This window comes from Hyphococcus luteus (genome assembly GCF_002943565.1).
In the GTDB taxonomy this organism is placed as follows: domain Bacteria; phylum Pseudomonadota; class Alphaproteobacteria; order Caulobacterales; family Parvularculaceae; genus Hyphococcus; species Hyphococcus luteus.
Genome location: NZ_PJCH01000005.1, coordinates 643,674 through 662,408 on the forward strand (window position 1 = coordinate 643,674; position 18,735 = coordinate 662,408).

General features: G+C 57.4%; 20 protein-coding genes and 1 pseudogene. 10 read left to right on the forward strand and 11 right to left on the reverse strand.

From position 1 onward, the window contains the following. Window positions 1-65 precede the first annotated feature (65 nt). The 3 genes from CW354_RS23655 (at window position 66) to CW354_RS23010 (ending at window position 4,012) form a co-directional block, all read left to right on the forward strand. Window positions 66-1,106, forward strand: coding sequence for a glycerophosphodiester phosphodiesterase family protein (locus tag CW354_RS23655; protein WP_133162221.1), 1,041 nt, complete (start codon window positions 66-68; stop codon window positions 1,104-1,106). Window positions 1,107-1,229: 123 nt separating this feature from the next. Beyond that, complete coding sequence (locus tag CW354_RS08045; protein WP_165793592.1) at window positions 1,230-2,333, forward strand: glycerophosphodiester phosphodiesterase family protein; 1,104 nt, start codon at window positions 1,230-1,232, stop codon at window positions 2,331-2,333. A 32-nt stretch (window positions 2,334-2,365) separates the two neighbouring features. After that, on the forward strand, window positions 2,366-4,012 hold the full coding sequence (locus tag CW354_RS23010; protein ID WP_133162222.1) for a LamG domain-containing protein: 1,647 nt from the start codon (window positions 2,366-2,368) through the stop codon (window positions 4,010-4,012). Between the two features lie 304 nt (window positions 4,013-4,316). On the opposite strand, the gene CW354_RS08060 is transcribed toward CW354_RS23010, so the two are convergent. Both CW354_RS08060 and CW354_RS08065 read right to left on the reverse strand, forming a co-directional pair. Next, window positions 4,317-4,625 carry a hypothetical protein gene (locus CW354_RS08060; protein WP_133162223.1) on the reverse strand — a complete coding sequence of 103 codons (309 nt, stop codon included), beginning with the start codon at window positions 4,623-4,625 and terminating at the stop codon, window positions 4,317-4,319. A gap of 6 nt (window positions 4,626-4,631) precedes the next feature. Next, window positions 4,632-4,982 (reverse strand): hypothetical protein, encoded by a 351-nt coding sequence (locus tag CW354_RS08065; RefSeq protein ID WP_104829495.1) that lies wholly within the window; start codon window positions 4,980-4,982, stop codon window positions 4,632-4,634. 365 nt (window positions 4,983-5,347) lie between these two features. On the opposite strand from CW354_RS08065, the gene CW354_RS08070 reads away from it, so the two are divergent. After that, the gene (locus CW354_RS08070; protein ID WP_104829496.1) at window positions 5,348-5,593 is read left to right on the forward strand and encodes a DinB family protein; all 246 of its coding nucleotides are present in this window, start codon (window positions 5,348-5,350) and stop codon (window positions 5,591-5,593) included. Beyond that, a complete protein-coding gene (locus tag CW354_RS23015; RefSeq protein ID WP_133162224.1) occupies window positions 5,574-5,855 on the forward strand; it encodes a DinB family protein in 282 nt (93 codons plus the stop codon). The genes CW354_RS08070 and CW354_RS23015 overlap by 20 nt, the downstream gene beginning before the upstream one ends. A gap of 217 nt (window positions 5,856-6,072) precedes the next feature. Here CW354_RS23015 and CW354_RS08075 read toward each other — a convergent pair whose 3' ends face one another. Further along, the gene (locus CW354_RS08075; RefSeq protein WP_104830060.1) at window positions 6,073-6,393 is read right to left on the reverse strand and encodes a DMT family transporter; all 321 of its coding nucleotides are present in this window, start codon (window positions 6,391-6,393) and stop codon (window positions 6,073-6,075) included. A gap of 277 nt (window positions 6,394-6,670) precedes the next feature. Between CW354_RS08075 and CW354_RS08080 the strand changes: the two are divergent. Continuing rightward, window positions 6,671-6,792: pseudogene (locus CW354_RS08080) on the forward strand (IS5/IS1182 family transposase); the annotation flags it as partial. 132 nt (window positions 6,793-6,924) lie between these two features. Continuing rightward, window positions 6,925-7,434 (forward strand): hypothetical protein, encoded by a 510-nt coding sequence (locus tag CW354_RS08085; protein WP_207764721.1) that lies wholly within the window; start codon window positions 6,925-6,927, stop codon window positions 7,432-7,434. Here CW354_RS08085 and CW354_RS08090 read toward each other — a convergent pair. Then, the gene (locus CW354_RS08090) at window positions 7,373-8,416 is read right to left on the reverse strand and encodes an AraC family transcriptional regulator (protein WP_104829497.1); all 1,044 of its coding nucleotides are present in this window, start codon (window positions 8,414-8,416) and stop codon (window positions 7,373-7,375) included. The two genes, CW354_RS08085 and CW354_RS08090, sit on opposite strands and share 62 nt — an antisense overlap. A 160-nt stretch (window positions 8,417-8,576) precedes the next feature. Here CW354_RS08090 and CW354_RS08095 point away from each other — a divergent pair, with 160 nt between their 5' ends. After that, window positions 8,577-9,398, forward strand: coding sequence for a DUF2306 domain-containing protein (locus tag CW354_RS08095; protein ID WP_207764722.1), 822 nt, complete (start codon window positions 8,577-8,579; stop codon window positions 9,396-9,398). 31 nt (window positions 9,399-9,429) lie between these two features. Beyond that, on the forward strand, window positions 9,430-9,918 hold the full coding sequence (locus CW354_RS08100; protein ID WP_104829498.1) for a hypothetical protein: 489 nt from the start codon (window positions 9,430-9,432) through the stop codon (window positions 9,916-9,918). A gap of 257 nt (window positions 9,919-10,175) precedes the next feature. Here CW354_RS08100 and CW354_RS23020 read toward each other — a convergent pair whose 3' ends face one another. From CW354_RS23020 to CW354_RS08120, 3 genes are all read right to left on the reverse strand, one after another. Then, the gene (locus CW354_RS23020) at window positions 10,176-11,105 is read right to left on the reverse strand and encodes a hypothetical protein (RefSeq protein ID WP_133162225.1); all 930 of its coding nucleotides are present in this window, start codon (window positions 11,103-11,105) and stop codon (window positions 10,176-10,178) included. Continuing rightward, the gene (locus CW354_RS08115; protein ID WP_104829501.1) at window positions 11,102-11,317 is read right to left on the reverse strand and encodes a hypothetical protein; all 216 of its coding nucleotides are present in this window, start codon (window positions 11,315-11,317) and stop codon (window positions 11,102-11,104) included. Before CW354_RS08115 ends, CW354_RS23020 begins: the two co-directional genes overlap by 4 nt. 195 nt (window positions 11,318-11,512) lie before the next feature. Further along, window positions 11,513-12,412, reverse strand: a complete 900-nt coding sequence (locus CW354_RS08120) for a hypothetical protein (protein ID WP_104829502.1) — start codon at window positions 12,410-12,412, stop codon at window positions 11,513-11,515. A 312-nt stretch (window positions 12,413-12,724) separates the two neighbouring features. Here CW354_RS08120 and CW354_RS08125 point away from each other — a divergent pair, with 312 nt between their 5' ends. Continuing rightward, the gene (locus CW354_RS08125) at window positions 12,725-14,017 is read left to right on the forward strand and encodes a PH domain-containing protein (RefSeq protein WP_104829503.1); all 1,293 of its coding nucleotides are present in this window, start codon (window positions 12,725-12,727) and stop codon (window positions 14,015-14,017) included. 47 nt (window positions 14,018-14,064) lie between these two features. Here the strand turns inward: CW354_RS08125 and CW354_RS08130 are convergent, their stop codons facing one another. Genes CW354_RS08130 through CW354_RS08145 form a run of 4 tightly spaced genes read right to left on the reverse strand, consistent with a single transcriptional unit; the run spans window position 14,065 to window position 18,717 of the window. Further along, window positions 14,065-15,411, reverse strand: a complete 1,347-nt coding sequence (locus CW354_RS08130; protein WP_104829504.1) for a DUF2201 family putative metallopeptidase — start codon at window positions 15,409-15,411, stop codon at window positions 14,065-14,067. Next, window positions 15,408-16,424 carry an ATP-binding protein gene (locus CW354_RS08135; protein ID WP_104829505.1) on the reverse strand — a complete coding sequence of 339 codons (1,017 nt, stop codon included), beginning with the start codon at window positions 16,422-16,424 and terminating at the stop codon, window positions 15,408-15,410. Before CW354_RS08135 ends, CW354_RS08130 begins: the two co-directional genes overlap by 4 nt. Next, the gene (locus tag CW354_RS08140; RefSeq protein WP_104829506.1) at window positions 16,417-17,484 is read right to left on the reverse strand and encodes a hypothetical protein; all 1,068 of its coding nucleotides are present in this window, start codon (window positions 17,482-17,484) and stop codon (window positions 16,417-16,419) included. The genes CW354_RS08135 and CW354_RS08140 overlap by 8 nt, the downstream gene beginning before the upstream one ends. 57 nt (window positions 17,485-17,541) lie before the next feature. Further along, on the reverse strand, window positions 17,542-18,717 hold the full coding sequence (locus CW354_RS08145; protein ID WP_165793593.1) for a PH domain-containing protein: 1,176 nt from the start codon (window positions 18,715-18,717) through the stop codon (window positions 17,542-17,544). Window positions 18,718-18,735 lie beyond the last annotated feature (18 nt).

The following is an 18,735-nucleotide window of genomic DNA, read 5'->3' on the forward strand; positions in this document are numbered from 1 at the left end:
CACGTCTTCGCGCGGGGGCGGGCGACCTTTTTCCGAAAATCAACATACAAGGGTTGAAAGATTACATGCGTACCAAGAAGTTTCTAACGCCAAATGTTCTCAAGGCCGGTCTGCTGGGATTTGCCGTCGTCCTGCTTTCCGCCTGCTCAGCCGCAATGGCCGCGGGCGAAAACAAGGGTCTATATGAGGACTTGCTCAATGATGTGGATGCCGGCCCGATCATGGTCGCAGCCCATCGCGGCTGCTGGACGACCGCTCCTGAAAACACCGTCACAGCCATCGACCATTGCGTAAAACTCGGCGTGGAGATCGTGGAGATCGACGTGCAGCTTACGAAAGACCGTGAGCTGATCGTATTTCATGACAGAACCCTCGACCGAATGACGAACGGTCACGGTCCCGTATGGGACGCGACGCTCGCCGAGATCAAATCGCTGCGTCTCTATGAGCGCGACGGCTCGCCGTCCCAGATCAACGAAAAGAAGCTGATAACAAACCACAAGGTAGCGACGCTGCGCGAGATGTTCGAGGCGACGCGCGGGCGGATTCTGGTCAATCTGGAAATAAAATCGAACGACGTTTTCGGTTTCGAAGAGACCTATCAGGCTGCGCTCGATCTTGCGCGCGATATGGGCGTTGAAAATGAGGTGCTCTGGAAAATTCCATCCACAGCCCGCGCCTACGATGTGGAAATTGTCGATGGATTCTCCGGTTCCGAAGCTCCCGACACGCCGGCGGACGTGATCTATAACGCGATCGATACGAAAGGTTTGCGGCATGTCACGCCGATCGTCTGGCACGGCGCGCGCTCTTTCGAGCAATCGCTTCAGGACTTTTCCGACACTCCGGTGAAGAGTTTCGAAATCATCGCCGACGATCCGTCTCAATGGCCCCTCGGACCGGACGGACGCATCATCGGCGCGGACAAATATCGTTATCTCGGCATCGCCGTTCTGCCGCGCTGGTCGGCCGGTTACGCCGACGACATTGCGATGTCCGACCCGGACGCATCCTGGGGGCGCCTGATCGATATCGGCGCCGACGTCATCATGACCGATCGCCCGGAACAGTTGATCGAGTATCTGGAGGAACGCGGCCTCAGATGAGGATCAGATAAAGCGCCATACACCCGTTCCCGCGGCGCCTCCCGATTGTTGAGTTCCAGTGACAGTACCATTCATTCGTATGCGTATCCAATCATGGCCCCAAACAACGGAAGGAGTTCCAAAATGAAGGAATTGGGGAATAAAGGTCGTTCGCGCAGAAGGTGCGCCGGGATTGCGGCCGCCTTGTATATCGGAACATGCGGTTTTCCCGCTGCGGCTCAAATGATACCGGGCAATTGCGGCGCCACGAATATGCCGCCGGAATCAATCGTGAATGCCTTCCGCAATCGCGAGGTATATCCATCTTTCACGATGATCTGCGCGCATCGCGGCTTCTGGAGCATGGCCCATTTGCCGCAAAACTCCCAGCTCGCTTTCCAGGAGGCGATCGACTGGGGCCTTGACTGCGTGGAAAACGACATCCGTAAAACTGCGGACGGTCAATACGTCATATTCCACGACGCGAAAATGGATGTGATGTTCGCGAAGGATCTGAGCAATACGCCTCTGCCTTCGAACACCCAGATCAATCAGTATACCCTGAGCCAGCTCAAATCCTTTTTCCTGCGCGATCGGCTGCTGAATGTGACGCATGAAAAGATCCAAACGCTCGACGAGCATCTCGATCAAATCAAGGACCGAATCGTCGGGGACCATGAATTTAAAGACCAGGATCTGATGGCGAACAAGGAGGCGTTTAAGTATCTGATCGGTCTGTTGCAATCGAAAGGGATGCTGTCGCAGTCGGTGATCAAGGGAAAGCTCACCGCTGACGATTATGCGTGGGTGTTGAATGAATTGGGATTGGATGGGTCGGAAGTCACATACACGCCTAAATTCTTCAACGACCCGAAGAACACCGTGCCATATCTGACAAGCGAGATCGACAAGTTCAGATCACTGGGCGTGAAGGCCTACGAACTCGTCATAACAAGCGATGACCCACAGAACGACAATCTACGGGCAATTATACCAGATCTTGACCTGCATCATGACCGATATGGTCAGTTCGATCTGTTTCCGGAGAGCGGACGCGGACGCTACAAGGCAATGGGCGACCGTAACGAATGGGACGGGTCGACGCCGGATCCTTTGAAAGAGAAACGCGGAGATTGGGATTGGATCTTCGGGACGCAGGATTACACCTTCATGATTTCCGATCGTCCCTGCTTGCTTGCTCAATATCTCAGCGTCATGGGCAAGCGCTATCCGTTTGACAATCAATAAGACCTTCCCGCTCTCCATCGAAAGAAACGAAGATGCACGTTGCAACCGAATCTCAAAGCGCCGGCTTACCCGCGAAGCAATTTGTTTACGGTCTTCTGGGCGCCAGCATAATCGCCATCTGTTCCTCTTGCACTACTGGCCCGGATCGCGGGCAGACTGCAGAAACAGGCAGCGGACAACCGGCAGGATATGAACAGTTTGACGAGGACTTCTACACAGGGCCAGTCGAACTTATGGGCGAAGACCTGCCCGTCTATGATCCCTATAAGATCGTAGACATCCTTCAGCCATTCAAAACGGCATTTATAAACTCCGACAACTGGCGGGGCATGCATATGCTCCAGGACACTGGAAGATTTTTCATAATCGATAAATACGTAAGCGGATATTATCGGGCGGCATTCAATGCCGTAAATGATCGAACTATATTCAACACTGGAAACTCTATAGGACCCAATATCGGTGATCTCGTCCACAATACGAATATCGAGCTCAGCTTCCTGCTGAACAATTATAGCCCCAATCTTTTCTCAGGTTACAATCAGATCAATGACTATCAGGACTCGATAGCTCTTCAGACCTACGTATCTGGAAAAATTCGAGCGCAAAGCTCGGGACTCTTCGGTCATTATTGCGGCGGTCCGTACCGGTGGCCCTGGACCACAAGCCCGAACGCCAGCACGGGCGACCTTTATTATAGAGCGCAAGACACAGATGAAAACAGAATGATTCTGGTTGAAGATGGCGAAGGGCACATGCCGTTTTATGACTACGATCAAATCTGCGCGAATGGAAGCACCGCCGACGAATACACGAAATTCGAGTTCCGGCGCTTCGTTTCATCTCAAGAAGCCACGCTGCAGGCATACCGATTTTATCCGCTCACGAAAGCAACGGCATTTTGCGATGTGGACGGTCGAGATTGCGGATCGCCCGGACCGGGAGTAAACTTCGGGCCGCGCAATGACGGCGCAGCTGATTCCGCGGTCTATTTCGAAGCGCAAAACTCGGGATCAGGCATTCGCCTTCCGCCCAGCCTCTTGCGCCAGCTCATGCAAAATGACGACTTCACCATAAGCTTCTGGATGAAGACCATAGAGCCGAACCGCTTGAAATATGATAGATATCCATTGCAAAGTGATTTGTGGCAGACGGCCTTCTTCGCGACCGAGCAGAATTTGACGCCGACGCTGGGATTGGTTGTCAATGGCGGCGATCTCTACCACGGGCCGAGCACCGGTCACATTGGCCTGTTGCGAAGTCTAACAGACATCAACAAGACGCGGCGCGGCTGGGTTCAATGGCTCACCGACCCGGTCAGGATCACCAAACCAGTCGGATCGGTGGACGACCAGCCAGTATGGGTCTACGTCGTCTTGGTTTATGAGCGCAACAGGACTCAGGTATATACATATACGCCGGACCTCTACTATCGGGGTGAAGGCGTGAACGGACGGCTTGCGGTGACACGGTACAATTTCTTCACCACCGACGACTACTATCTTGCGCCGATAGCGGAATGGGGGATCGGCGCGCCGGGCAACATGCAGGATGTTCGTTATGTGTCTGGCGTCAATGCAATGTCCGATCTGGCGCTCTTTGAGGACGCCCTGACCGAACCACAGGTCAGGGACCTGATAAACGCCGCGATCATTCATGATGTCCCAATATTCAACTGAACAGAGGGCGACGGAGGTGCAAGACGTTCCGTGACGCCCCGCATATTGTCCACTTCAGGATAACTGGCCGACAGCGCGAGTCTTTGACGGCCAAACTTTGCGGATACTGGGCGCGCCCGGGATTTAGCTTCAGACCGAGCCTTGATTGAACTGATTTAGTTGTTCCAGATAATGCCGCTCCAGCGACTGCATCTGGAACAACTCCTTCAAGGTTGCCCGTCACGCAGCGGCCAGGGGTCTTGGCCCCTCTTTGTCGCAAGCCCTCGACACGGGCGGCCTCAATTTGGCGGTGTCATTTCTTCTCTTAGATTCGCCGCACGGGTGATGTCGCTTCCGTACTGATTTTGACCGCGACCTGTTCGATAAAAAAATCGAAACGCCGTTTTCCAAGCGCATGCGCGGCATCCCGCTCGCCATCGGGAAGCGGCTCGGTCCGGGTGAGCCAGTAGAGGACGTAGTGGCAGAGAGCCTCGAAGGTGAACGACACTTCCCGCTCGATCGCCGACTGGCGCAGGTCGAAGGCGTCCAGGCGTTTTAGAAGGCGCATCTCAAGCGTGACTTTGGTGTCTGGATCGAACCAGGCGTGCAAGGCCTGCTCGACGATATCCTGCAAGCGCATTCAAGCCAAGGGCGGCAGTTCCGCGCGGTTGAACTTCCAGCCGAGACAATTCTCGATGTCGTCCATGGCGTCGTCCGCTTTTCCGCACACGGAAGTCTCCTTGTCATGCAACGCCGCTTCGAGGATGGGCTCGACCTTCACCTTGTTGAGCTTGCCGGTCACACGCGCGAGATGGCCGAAACCGATCATGGCGTTGCCGCGCACGAAAACATCCGGATGGGTGGAAAGCGCGATGCACACGGATTCGACATTCACGTCTTCCGGCGGGTTCATGGAAAAGTCGATGGGCAGCATCGCCAGATATTCCAGCGGCGTGTCGTCATCGTCTTTCGTCTGGTCTTGGTCGGTCAAACCTTATCGGGTAAGAGCGGCTTCAAGCGCCCAAACTGCTCCTCACTGAGCCAGAACAGGGGATCGGACATATCAAGCTCCCTTCAGGAGTCTTGAATCACCGTTTGCGCTGCTGCCGAAGAACCGAGATTGGCCCGAAATTGACGCTGAACCCATAAACCAGCGTCTTAGAACGCCCTGAACGAGACGTTGAGTCGGTAACAAATCGTCTTCGAGAAACTGAGCCCCAACAATCAGAAAAGACGATCCGAAAGAATCAAAAAACGCTCACGCGTTTTCAACGCGTCGGCGACGATATCGGTGTTTCGAAGCAGTCAACGACAGTGTAATATCAGTATGGATAAGTCAGCTTAAGGACATTTATAATGATCACCAATCAGTACATTGATGAGATGGCAAGTTATTCGCGCTGGCAAAACGAAAACATCTATCAATGCTGCGAAGCGATTGGGCGAGAAGAGCGGTATCGCGGAATATTCTTCGGTTCAATACATGATACGCTGGATCATGTTTGTGTTGTGAACCGCTCTATCCTGATGTTTCTCCATGGCACCTTGCCGGATCGCAACCCACCCGGCAAAGCGGTATGGGTTGAACTGGAACGAACTTAAGGCCACCCGACTTGAGCAAGACGATGTTTTAGCGGCAGGTGCCCGCGAGTGGACGCAAGATTGGCTGGCAGACAATACATCCTCGCGGGACCCTGAGGTCAACGAGTTTCCCGCAATACCGCGTTGGATAATGGTGGTGCAGCTGTTCAATCATCAAACCCACCACTGCAGTCAGGTCTCCAGTGCACTGCACTCGATGAATATTGACTACGGTGCGACAGACATTCCTTGGCGTCCTGGTGCCGGCTTTTTCTCCGGATAGAAAATGAAGTTGCGGCAATACGTGATTTAAGATTTGACCTAAGCCGCTTCTGCGCAAGCATGTCAGAGTTACGCTATCGGCAACTCAGCGCAATATTCTCAGCGTCTTAAGCTCGCCCCAAACCGGCCGTTCGAAAACTAAACCGCGGTGTCCGTTCCCGGTGAATTTCTCGCCATTCGTTTGGTGCTTAGCTAGGCAGAGTTAATGGGTCCGGACCCTAGCTCGGCGACGACAGCTTCATTAGCACCAAGCCACTCACGATCAACAATGCGGCGAGAAGGCGCGTGAAGGTGAGCGCTTCACCGAGGAAAATGATACCGACCGTGAACGTACCGATTGCACCGATGCCGGTCCATACCGTGTAGGCCGTACCAAGCGGTAGCGAACGCATGGACCAAGCCAGCAATCCAAAACTGAGCAACATCGTGATGGCTGTTATCGTGCTGGGCCAAAATCGTGTAAAGCCTTCGGAGAGCTTCATCGAGAAAGCCCAACCGACCTCAAGCAAGCCAGCGATAAAAAGTGCAAACCAAGCCACAGCGACCTCCAAGTGGAAATCGCCGGGCCGTCCCGGACTTTGACCCGAAGGGGAGGACGTGGCCTCGCATAAGAGACTTATGCCATTTCTGAGTTCAGTTCAATGTCCGGGATGGCCAATCCGGTCCTTGGGTAACAGCGCCAATGGTGATTTGTGGCTCCTGAAGGAAGTTCTGTATGTCCAATCACTTGTTCTGGCTCAGTGAGGAGCAGTTCGCGCGCTTGAAGCCCGCTCCTGCCTGATAAGGCCCGTGTCGATGATCGCCGCGTTATAAGACCGGAATGCTGTCGAGCGCATGTTTGGGCGGCTGAAAGACTTTCGCGCGTCGGAACGCGCTATGACCGAAGGGCCGACGTTTTCCTATCGGCCGTATGCCTCGCTGCGACTGTCAGTTATTGGTCCGGAGCCTTACAAATTTCATCTTCTGCCGGACTAGCGCGCGTTCATCCTTTGGGCTCACAGCCCAACACGACTCCTCCCTATAGCCATGTGTAGCCATCCATGGCTATAGGTGGCTACAGGAGGATTCGTATGCCAAAATCAGAATGGCACTACCCGCGGGAAGCAATCGCTCAGCAAATCTATGACTTGCTTATCGACAGCCCAGCTTCTGCGATAAGCATTTTTGTTCCGAGGCGCACCGGGAAAACTGAGTTTCTCGAAGATGATCTTGCGCCGCTTGCGCACGGCAAGAAACACCGCGTCGTCTATGCCAGCATGTGGCAGACGCTTGACGCTCCGCTCGCCAGCTTACTCTACGCATTCGATACAGCTCTGCGCGGCGGAAAACTCACAGACCGCCTCGCGGCGGCGGCGCGGGACCTGGCGCCGAAACTGAAACTCAAACCGCCGGGTTCTGGCTCAGAAATTGAAGTCGATGTCGGGGCCTTGCGAGGAAGGCCGCAAAACAATCACCTGTTGTTGCTTGACCAGTATTGCGAGCGACTAGCGAATGACAAAAAGCACGCACCGCTATGCGTTACGACTGGTCCGCCTGACCCAAACGATAAACGGTTGGTGTCACCCCAAACTCTTTTTTGAAAGCGCGGTTGAAGGGGCCAATCGAGGCGAAACCGCTGTCAAAGGCGATTTCGAGGACGGACTGTTGCGCCCCGCTGCCAACGCGCAGGCGCCGAGCGGCATCAGCGATGCGATAGTGGTTCAGGAGCTGGTTGAAATTGGCGTAGCCCAGCCCTGCCGTGACGCACTGGCTGACCTTGTATTCCGGCGCGTTCAGTCGCCGCGCCACATCCGCGATCCGCAAAGCCGGGTCGCGGTAGATGTGGTCACGCTCAAACAGGCTTTGCATCTGCCCCGTCATTCGCGGACAAGCCGTCTGCGCCTTCTGCCTTCGCTTATTATTCTGCTTCTCTACCGGCGCCAGGGGGTGCTGCAGCCTGTAGAGGGTTGCGCCGCTCCCTCCGGTCAGGGCCAGCAGCGCCATGAGCGACTGGACCTGCGCCTCGTGCGCCTGGATCGCAAGGTTCGCCTCGCTCTGAAACAGGATAACTCCGAAAAAGAGCAACGCGCCGTAGCCGGCAAGGAACGCGATGTGAAACCAGCGTTCGCTCACAGCATCAGCACGCCGGATCCCATCGACCGCCTCAAGCAGCGTGAACAGGAGCACCGAAGATCCGATCAGGGTCACGAGGCTGAGCAGGATGTTCTCGACCGCACCGCCGTCATGCCCGGCGAGGCGCACTCCATCGATCAGGAGCATCAGACTGAACAGCGCAGCCACGAGCCCGACAGGCCAGACGTCCCTCCCTGCATCCCGGCGAAAGAGTGCGCGCGACAGGAGCCAGGCGAGACCACAACTGACACTGCTGCCTATGGCCAGGACAGATGAAACAGTCGGGAACGCGCCGCCAAGAGCCGCCTGAACAAGAAACATGGAAACAGAGGCCGAAAACACGGCCCAGCAGAGAAGCAGGTTTTTCGGCGCCCCATCAGGGATCTGCGCGCGCCACCCGCCGCGCACCCGAATTGGGGCGGGCGGCTGTATGATGTCTGCCAGTCTCATTGGCGATCACGACTAGCTGAAATCCGGCGTCAAAGCCATATTTTCATGCATTTACCGGCTCCTTCAGTGAAATCGATAGCCGATTTCCAAATCGGCAAGACGGGTAAGCCCCATTTTTCGTCAGGTGGACCGGCGATTCACAGCCTGAACGAGACCCACCTTGAAAACAAAGACTTCATCAAATCCGGCGTTCCGCCGCATTTTCCGCTTGAGCGGCGCAACATGGTTCTGCGTGGCCGTGATGGGCCAGGCGATATTCGTTATCTACATCCTCGGCTTTTACGGCCTCCGCACGGCGACCGGCGACTATGCGGGCTGGAACGATCGACAAGTCATCACCGGCCATGTCGCCGGCGACGACGTAGGCAACGTCGTGTTTGCACTCCATGTACTGCTCGCGGCGGTTATGACGGCGAGCGGCGTCCTGCAGCTCATTCCGGCGCTGCGCCGCCGCTTCCCGGCGTTTCACCGCTGGAACGGCCGCGTTTTCCTGGCGCTCGCTGTCACGATGGCGCTCAGCGGGCTTTGGGCCACCTGGGTGCGCGGCTCATATTTGTCCATCATATCGGGGCTCAGCGTCTCGCTGAACGGGGTTCTGATCCTCATCTTCGCCGCCCAGACGATCCGTCATGCGGTCGCGAGGCGCATTGCCGTGCATGAGGTCTGGGCGATGCGCCTCTTCATGGTGGCGAGCGGGGTGTGGTTTTTCCGGGTCGGTATCATGGCCTGGGTGATCCTCAACCAGGGCCCGCGCGGCAATAATGAGACCCTGACAGGCCCGGCCGACATCGGCCTGTCGTTGTCGAGCTACCTGCTCCCGCTCGCGGCCTATGAAATCTATCGCGCAGGCAAGCGTACAAAGAGCGCCAGCCTGCGTCTTGCCGTGATGGTGCTGGTCGCAGCGCTGACGCTTGTGACCCTGATCGGCGTGGGCGGGGCGGCCGCTTTCATGTGGCTGCCCGCGCTCACAACGCCGCAATAGACCTGACTGTAGCAAACCGGAGACGCCTGAAGTGATAAAATCCCTCTTTCCTTCGATCGCAGACAACCAGTATCGCGGGCGGTGGACTGCGCTGGCCTTTTTCATTCCAGCCCTGTTTGTAAAGGCTGCCATCGGATGGAACATGGCAGGCCTCAACCCGTACTTTGCGCCCGCCGACATACTGCGCGACATAGACGGTATCCCGCTCGATGCCTTTGCGCCGGAAGCGAGCGAAGCTATTCTGTTTTTCGCCATGGCCTGGGGCTTCGCCACCGTGCTGATCGGCATGGTCGGAGTGCTCGCCCTGGTGCGCTATCGCGCCCTGCTGCCTTTCTCAATTCTGCTTCTTTTGATGGAACAGGGTGGGCGCCAAGCATTTGACAAGGTTACCGCGCTGACCGGGTCAGAATCGACCACCACCGCCGAGGCCTCCTGGATCAACACCGGGTTGACGGGATTCCTGCTGGTCGCCTTTATCCTATCGATCATTCCGAAGCGGAGCACCCTCCAAAATCAATAGGATATGCCCGCCGCAAGGGTAATCCTTCCATTTTTGGCGGAATGGATTCTTCGACATGCTGCCGAGCCTGAAACCAAGGCAGCAGGGCTTCAAGCCGGTTTGCTCTGACAGCCGCAGTTTATGCCCCCCTGTAGCAGAATTCCGGGACGGTTTGGTGCTGACCCGACTTTGTTCTGACCGTCTTGCGATTTCTGGCGAAAACTCTCGATAGCCCTTTTCTTGCTTCGTATGCGGATTTTGAACGTGCGACCTCAATGCTACGTCTGCTGACAATTTATCATGTAGGGTGTCATCCGTGCATCAGGAATAAAGGTGTTGATGACCGCATCAAAATCTTTGTCTTTAATTCCCATTAAATCGAGATCTTCTTCACGAACGCGTAAATTCATATCGATTGATAGTAGCGTCTTCTCACTCTCGCCGCTGACCAATGCGTCTGCAAGGCACACACATCCATTTTCTTTATCCATCTTCATCAGTGAAAACGAGCTTGCGATGAGACTATCCCGACACGCTGCCGTGTAATTGTCCCGGCGGATACGCGTCATAACGTCTCCGGAAGATGCACTCTTCCAGGCGGGGACATCGCCAGATTTCTGTTCACTTTGCTCCTGAACTTTTTCTACTGCTCGAAGTTCTTCCGGCCAGGCCGCAAGCGCCGCTGAATCGCGCGGCTTGATGATGAATTTCGGGACGGGTGCATATTCCCCCGGCTTCGAATAGAACGACATGCGTAGCGGATATGTCCCGCTTGAACAGGGCGGACTCACGGCCGAAAGCACAAATGATAGACTACCTTTGCGGTTAATCGCGCCGCTTTGCGGAACGCAAAGGACCGCAGGCGCGCGTTTATTCCCGTTTGCTGCTTGCGCATCCTGTGGATGGTAAACCGGATTGCCGACCCCGCCATTCATGAGCGCATGGGTAAAGCCGATAGCAATGCCCTGATAGACGGACGTGTTCACATCCTCACATTTGCCTTTGCGGATCGTATGCCAGCCGGAAAGTTGCGCACGATCGCCCTGGCCGAGATTCCAGCGTGTTCTCAAGACGACGTAATGCAGATCGACATCCCCCCGATTACAGACATTCACCCAATGATATTCATTCGACTGGGCAGACGCGCTTTGGACGCCACCCGCAAAGCAGGCCAAAACGCTCAACACAAATAACAAACCACGGATCATGTCTCTTTCCCTCCATCAGGTTGAGCCGCACACCCGACGGATTGGTAAAGATCGAAGAGTGACTGATGGGCTTTTTCAGCCAAAGCGGACCAGCCCTCATTCTCCTGAATCGCCGGATGTTCCAGTAACTCGGCATCAACACTGCGCATCAGGAACGAAGCCATGTGCAACGCTTCATGCGTGAGTAGCGGATCGGGTGTCATCTTTGTCATCGGTCTTGCCGTCATTCTATTGGCCTGAATCTTGTCCGTTTGTCATTGTGCAGGCCATAGGCGCGCTTCCGTCAGAGCTTTTGCCGACAGGCAGTTCAAAACACCCGTTTGGCCAGTCCACGGTAAGGGGTGCAGCTTGTTCGGTTGAAGCACAGGCGCCAAGCAAGAGCATCAAACCGAAACACACTGAGCGCGTCATTCAACACCCATTGTTTGGTTGATGTAAGCGCGGCGGGACTCGCAGCGCCGGGCGCTCGTAAGAAAGAACGCATAGGTCGCATCTCTGATATCGGAGTCTACAATATTCAGCCCCGAATTCTGCAAATCTTTGAGGATGGCGATCACGTCGAGCCTAGAATTCGCGGCATATTGCTTCCCTGTGATTTGTGCATCCCAGAACAAGGCGTGCGCTGTGTGTTTTGCAATCAGCACATCGGCTGGGTCCGTTTCATGAGCTGTGAAGATGTCCGGCGTCGCCTTCAGGACATCTACGGCCTTGGTCATCACGGCGCGGCACCAGTATTGTTCATCCCGGCGCAGCACTCCGAAATATGCCTTATCGTCAATAATCGCTTCCATATGCCGTGTTAAAGCCGCATCCCATTGCGGTGCGTAGACAGACATGAGGAGACCGTTCATTCCCGGCAAGATCGTCTGAACCTCAGCCGCACAATCATCATAGTCATCCTCGCCAAATAAAAGGACGAGTTCCATCGCAGTGGGGTCCAGTTTGAGACCGGTCTTTCCTTGGTATCCGGCTCCAAACAAGCCATAGCCGTGCAGGACCGAGATGAACTGTGCCGCCAGAAAAACACGACGCCAATCTTGTTGATAGGAAGTGAGTTTGTCATCGTCCCCCCAGTAATCGGCATCGGGATCAATCGCATAGCAGAATTGAGCACGCCGCATCAGCTTGAACGGATCAGGATATTCGGTGGAGAGCTTCTGAGAGAACGGTTGCGGGGTGGCTTCAGCTTTCGCGCTATTAAATCCGACACCGATCACAACACCTATGATCAGAGAAATGGTGATGGCCCTAGAGAAGATGCGGTTGAAGCGTGCGGCATGCTCCCGAAATCCATTCTGATCACTCATGATTTAACTCTTCAGCGATTGAAAAGGTGACAAACCCAAACACGGCATTTCGCGAAACCTGGCAACAAACCAATATGGTTATTTTGCCGCCGCTATAGTTCTGGTCTACCTTGCAGCCAGATATTCCGAATCTTTCTGAGGCAAGCGAAAATGGCTCATCACAAGCGGAAAAAGCCGAAATCGGCACACGCGGGCTGTCTCTTGTGCAAACCTCACAAGCGGCAAGACGCTCCCAAATCGGATCGCCGGCGCTTTGCGGATCGCCGCCGCGCGATGCGGGGCTTATGACACAGAAAGGAAAGTCTTGAGATCATGGACAGGAGCGATATCACCACCTATCGGCCTGCATGGGCTTCATACTGGAAGGCATGGCTCGCGGTCGCCGCGCTAGCCGCAAGCGCATATGCTTTCTCGCAGGTCAGGGGGACTTATCTAGACACACCAACACAACGTCAGGAAATCGCGCCGTTAGTAGGCCTTGCACCAGCCTTGCTGATCATCGCGGGGGTTTTGTTCCACCGCTACACGCGCGCTTACCAGATCGAAAGTGGGCGGCGGCTTCGCACAACCATCGGCTTTATCGCCCGCGACCGCCGTGAGTTTCTGATATCTGACAAAATCCAGACTGACTTGAAACAGACCGTGCTCAGCCGATTGCTTGGTTACGGCACCTTGCGTTTCTGGACGGGAGACGACCAAAGCGGCCAGAGCTGGGTGAATGTCGCCGCCCCGAACCGGCTGGAAGCCGAGATCAAGGCGCTGGCGCTAAGTACAGACGACGCTGCGCGTAAGCCTTCGAGAACCGCCGCGAACGCACGAACAGAAAAGCCCAACTTTCATCTGAATCCGACCACCCTCACCATCCCGCCGCTCCCTAAGCCGCCGGCAGGAACGATATTCGCCAACCACGCGGTTATCCTGCCCCGGTTTCCATCCTCCTTCGTGCGCCACATCGGCTCACTTGATACAGCCGTTGAGCCTCAACAGTTTGTAACCAAAGGCGAGCCGTTGCTCACGCTGACGCTGATGACGGAAGACGAGAAACTCTTTGGCGGCGGCAAGGTTGAGGATGTCGTCATTCCGGCTCCTGTGTCCGGCCTCGTGCTAAGGCGCAGTCACTTCGCCAGCAGGCTCTCCCATGAAACGGCACTGAACCCTGCGGACGAGATGCGCGCCACCTTGTTGCCGGTCGAAGGCGAGTCAGTGGAGAACGGCGCCTTCATCTTTGGTGCATTGTGCAATGCGATGTGGAAGCACCGCGATTTCCTATTCCGACGCCAGAAAAAACTGAAGGAAATTTCAAAACACAGCCCTGGCTCTGCGCAATGGGTCGCCACATGGGCTGACGATAACACCATTCGCGAAGCCCTTGATAAAATGCTGACCCAGGCTTGCGATGAAATTCCCGCGCGCCCCGCGTTTGACGACTATCTTTGCGAGGCGTGGATCAAGCGACCGTATCTGCGCGACTTTCTCGCGCCGTTCGTTGACGAATCAGCCCTGAGAAAGGTGAATACGCATTACAAGCTGGAACAGCCGGAAATGGTCAACGAGGCAATCCGCACCCATCGCGAAACGCTTCACAAGCTCGCCGGAAGTGATTGATTTCGACCCTGCCAGACAAAGACCGTTCGTGACGAAACCACTCGTGCTCAGATGTTCAGGATAATGAAGGTGCCATACTCCGGCGCGGCCGGTGTCCAGTAACTGCTCCGGGTAGCGAACCAGACAACTTCGTACGGCGGCGGCTCGGCGGGATAGCGAATGGCCATGTCGGAGAGCACGATCACACGTTCGGTGTCCGGATCTTCCGACAGCCTGTCGAAGGCTGCCGTCAGATCACTCCCGCCATAGCCTCGGACTTCGAAGCTTTCGAGACTGTCGATATCAACGGTTTCGTCCGCCGTGACATCATCCGATGCCTGAATGATCCGCACTTGCGACACACCGGCGGCCTTGGCCGATGCCTTGATCAGCGACAGGAGCCGCGGCAGCACCCCGGTCATCGAGCCCGATGTATCGAGGATCAGGTTGAGCCCCCATCCCTCGTGCCGCCGGCCCGGCAGGACAATATCCCGCCGCGTGCCCTGCCGACGCGAGGCCCGGCGATAGGTCCTGACCTTCGGGGCGATCCTGTCGATCCCGCTCTGCAGGGCAAGTTCGACCGGTATCCGGTCATTCGTCGCGATAATATCAAGCGTCGCGGTCAAGTGCGGATAGGTGAAATCCGGATGGCGGTACCGCAGGGCGGAGGTGACAACGGCATGCGTGCCGAGTGCGGCATCTGCTGCCAGCCGCAATGCCTCCGCACGGTCTGCGATGGCATCACCGGCCGATCCTCCGCCCGAGGCCAGCGGGGCCGCGATCACCGGCACAGTGATGGACAGGCGCCTGAGATCTTCTTCGGTCAGGATATCACCCGGGCAGTCCGCTGGCGCGTCATCGCCGGAGGAAGCCTCCGAGGGGGCAAGATGTGTTCCACGCAACGCCTCTTCGAAAGGCGTTGGCATTCGCTGTTCGGGTCTGCCAGCCTCGTCATCCCAGACTGACCGGCGCCCAGGCAAAGGGACGTTGCCATCCTTCAGCCACCGCACCAGCTCCTCTGCCGAGTGATTGTCGGCATCTCCCAGCCACAGGCCATTCTTTGGCGGCATGATGCCCAGCTCATCCGTCAGTATCCTGTTGATGATCCAGTCGTGTGCGACATTGACATGCCAGGCATCATCCGGCCCCGCGCGCGCATGGCTTTGCAGGACGAGATGCCACAGTTCATGGGACATGACATAGATCGCCTCTGGCCCGGACAGCGACAGGAACCAGTCCGGATTGACGAACAGGCGGCCATCGGCGGTGATGCCGGCCGTCGGGATGCGGGGTTCGACATGGATCGCCACCATGTCGGCGAGGCCGCCCAGATAGGGCTGGAGATTGCGGACATTGTTCAATGCGCGCTGCGCATAATCCAGCGCCAGCCTCAGAGTGTCCGCCGCCGCGCTCATCTCAGGCCCGTCGCCTCCTTGAGGGATGACAGCAGGCTGTCGCTCGCCCCCAGATCCCCCCAGATACGGACCAGGCCGACCAGCAGAGAGAACCTGACCTCGCCCGGCAGGGACGACAGGAAGCGCTCGATCTCATCCGGAGAGAACTCGCTGAGGCCGCCTTCTGCTGCCATCTTCCGGATGATGCGGATGATGAACCATTTCTTCGCCGGCTCGACAGGCAGGAGCGACGGATCGCGGATATAGGCGGATGCGGGCTTCAGGTCTTCCATGCCGCTTTCCGCCAGCCCGCAGAACAGGCTCGCATCCCCGGCGCTGACCTTGCCATAGGTGAGTGCGCGGCGGGTCTGCTCCAGCGGAAGGCCCGCGCGTTCGGCAAGGTCCAGGCTGGCCGACAGCGACGCCCAGGCCCGCGGTGTGGAAAACGGCACAGGCTCGGCCGGGATGGGCCGCATCAGCGCATCGGGCACCGCAGCGATGAAGGCAATGATCTCTGAACGGATATTATTGGCGCGCGCCCAGCTGATCCATTCCTCATTGTCAGCGCGCACGTGCAGGATCAGGACGCGATTGACGAGCGCGGACGAGATGGTACGCACCAGCGCGCGGTCTTCCGCCCGGTTGCCCGCCGCAACGACCCATGTGCCTTTCGGCAGGTCGAACTCGCCGATCCGACGCTCCAGCAGCAGGGCGTAGAATGCCTTCTGCACATCCGGCCCGGCGGCGGGCAATTCGTCGAGGAAGAGGCAGAACGGTTCCCCACTTTCGGGCAGCAGGATACGCGGCGGGCAGAAGACAGAGCGCTCGCCATCGATCTTCGGTACCCCGCTGACATCCTCCGGCGCGATCTGCGTGCCCAGGAGCGAGCGGCATTCGAGCCCCGCCTCTGCTGCGGCGCTGCGCACAATGTCTGATTTGCCGAGGCCGGGCGACGACAGCAGCAACACGCTTTCGTCCGCCGCAAGCGCCTTGATGATTTCCCTGGCCTGAGAGAGCGTCACGGTCTCATTCATGATTTTCCCCTGTGGACTTCCAATCGTCAAATACTTCCGACGGGCGGTAGGTTCTGTCCCATACGTCGAAGGCGATCAGCCCCTTCATGGCAGCCCTGCTGGCTTCCGGCACCGCGCTCACACGGCCATTCTGGAACCGGGACAGGAGCAATGCCGTAACGGGATGAAAGTCGTCATTCAGGACGGCCTGCTTCTTGCCGCCGCTGGTTGCGCCGAGGGCGAGGTCCATGAGGCGGTAGAGGTCATCGAAGGCTGGCAGCCTGTGCGGCCGCGGCGCGATGATGCCAGGCACCCATGCATCGCCCTCGCCTGCCCGCTTTGCCGTGAGTAGCAGGCAGAGGAACCAGAAGGCCGCCGGCTCAAAGGGCACGATGGCGCATGCAAGGACCTTGTCGTCCTCGTCCAGCAGGCGGCCGAGCGCATCGGCAAGGCGGGCCTGCGCGCGGACCATCGCATAGGCGGCAGCGATTTCCGGCTCCCTCAGGATCCAGCCATACTTCCCGACGGCGCTGATATCGCGCGCGGCGATGAGCTTCTGGTAGGCGCGGACGGCGGGGCCCACGCGACCCTCCAGTTCGATATGGACATAGTTGCAGGCAATGATCCGCGTGACCGCCGAGAGGCCGTCTCCGGCCCCTGAGAGGACCTGCGCAACGGCGCGGACTGTTTCATCCGGACCCGCATGCGCGAGACGGTTCACCACATCACCCGCAGCCTCGGCACCAGCGCCTTCCGGAGAGAAGCGCGTAAACTCCTGCAGCACATCGGCCGCTTCTTCCCGCCGGACCGCGAGGTGCATGACCAGATCATCGACCAGCGCCTTGCCGCCGGCAGACGGTCCCGACCGCCTGCGGGGCTTCCGGTCTTCGAACGCGTCATAGTCTGCCTCTTCGCCGGCATCATCATCCTGATCGTCCGCATAGCGGGCACCGTTATCATAGTCACCATAGTAGAGGTCGAAATCGTCGCAATAGCCATTGTTCGCCAGCCATGTCATGTCATCGACATCCAGCCGGCGTGTTCGCCAGAGATAGCTGATGAGCTCGTCGATCACGCGCATGGCAGAGACTTCCCGGAGGGTGGACAGGCGGACATTCTCATTCCGGGTTGAGGCGGCTCACCAGGCAACTTCTTCATCGACGGTTTCCGGCGCGCGCATTTCGCCCCCAGTCAGGCGGCGAACGAACAATGCGCCGCGCAGATCGCCGACCTTGAAGTCACCCACCGGCATATGCCCGTCATAGGCCCAGGCCAGTCCACCTCCCAGACCGGTCGCCGTCCATAGGTGGACATTGGTCTCGAACAGCTCCGGATACAGGCGCTTGGCCACCGCGAAACTCGCCTTGCCTTTCCAGCCCCACAGATAGGCATCGTCTTCCGACATGGCGGCTTCCGCTTCGCTCATGTCGTCATCCCGGCGGTGATGGAATGGTACAAACTGGTCCAGCTCTGCCGCTGTCGGCAGGCGCCAGTCCGTGTACCCCGCTGCATCGATCACGCACTTGCCTTTCCTGTAGCCATGCTCAAACGCCGAGGCGACCCGCTTTCCGCTGCCCATATAGGCCATGGTGCTGCCGACGGCGGTGCCCACTCCGAACAGATCGGTCGCATCGCTCCACTTCATGCGGATAGGTTCGCCGGCAAATCCGCTTCCGGTCCACACCATGCCCCATGGCGCACGCAACCACATGAGTCCACTGTCAGCGTGGGACACTGTGCCATCGTCATTGTCGATGTAGTCACCCAGTGGCGTCCTGATCCGCTGGGCAACCATGTCCTTGAGGTCTTTGTATTCGACCGATTTTCCGAAATGCGTGACCTTGGCAGACTTCGCCTCTTTCAGTGTCGGAGGCTCGGGCATGCGGGATACTGGACGCGCCGTTTCTCCGGCCTGGTGGGCTGCAGGCGCATACGACGTGCCCTGTGGCCCGGATTTAAGCAGGTCGAGATAGGCGATGACACGATCGGGGTCGGACGTATTCCGCCATTCGAGCCGGCTGCGGTCATCGCCGGTCCAGAAGGCAATCGTTCCATAGTTGAGGAGACGCCCGGCAATTGTCTGACCCATGTCAGTCTGGACTTTGTCCGTCAGCGGAAATTCCCGTTTCACACGGGAAATGAAGCCGGCGAGCAGGCGAAGCTTGCGTCCGTTCTCGATCTCATAGGCGTGGGTATAGCGGTGATAGATCACACCCGCGAGGATCGGCACCAGCGCAATGGCAAGCCCGAGGCCCGAAAGCTCCACAGGAATGCCAAGGCGCTGCGCCAGTCCGTCGAACAGTTCACGCTGCACGAACCAGAGGCCTGTCAC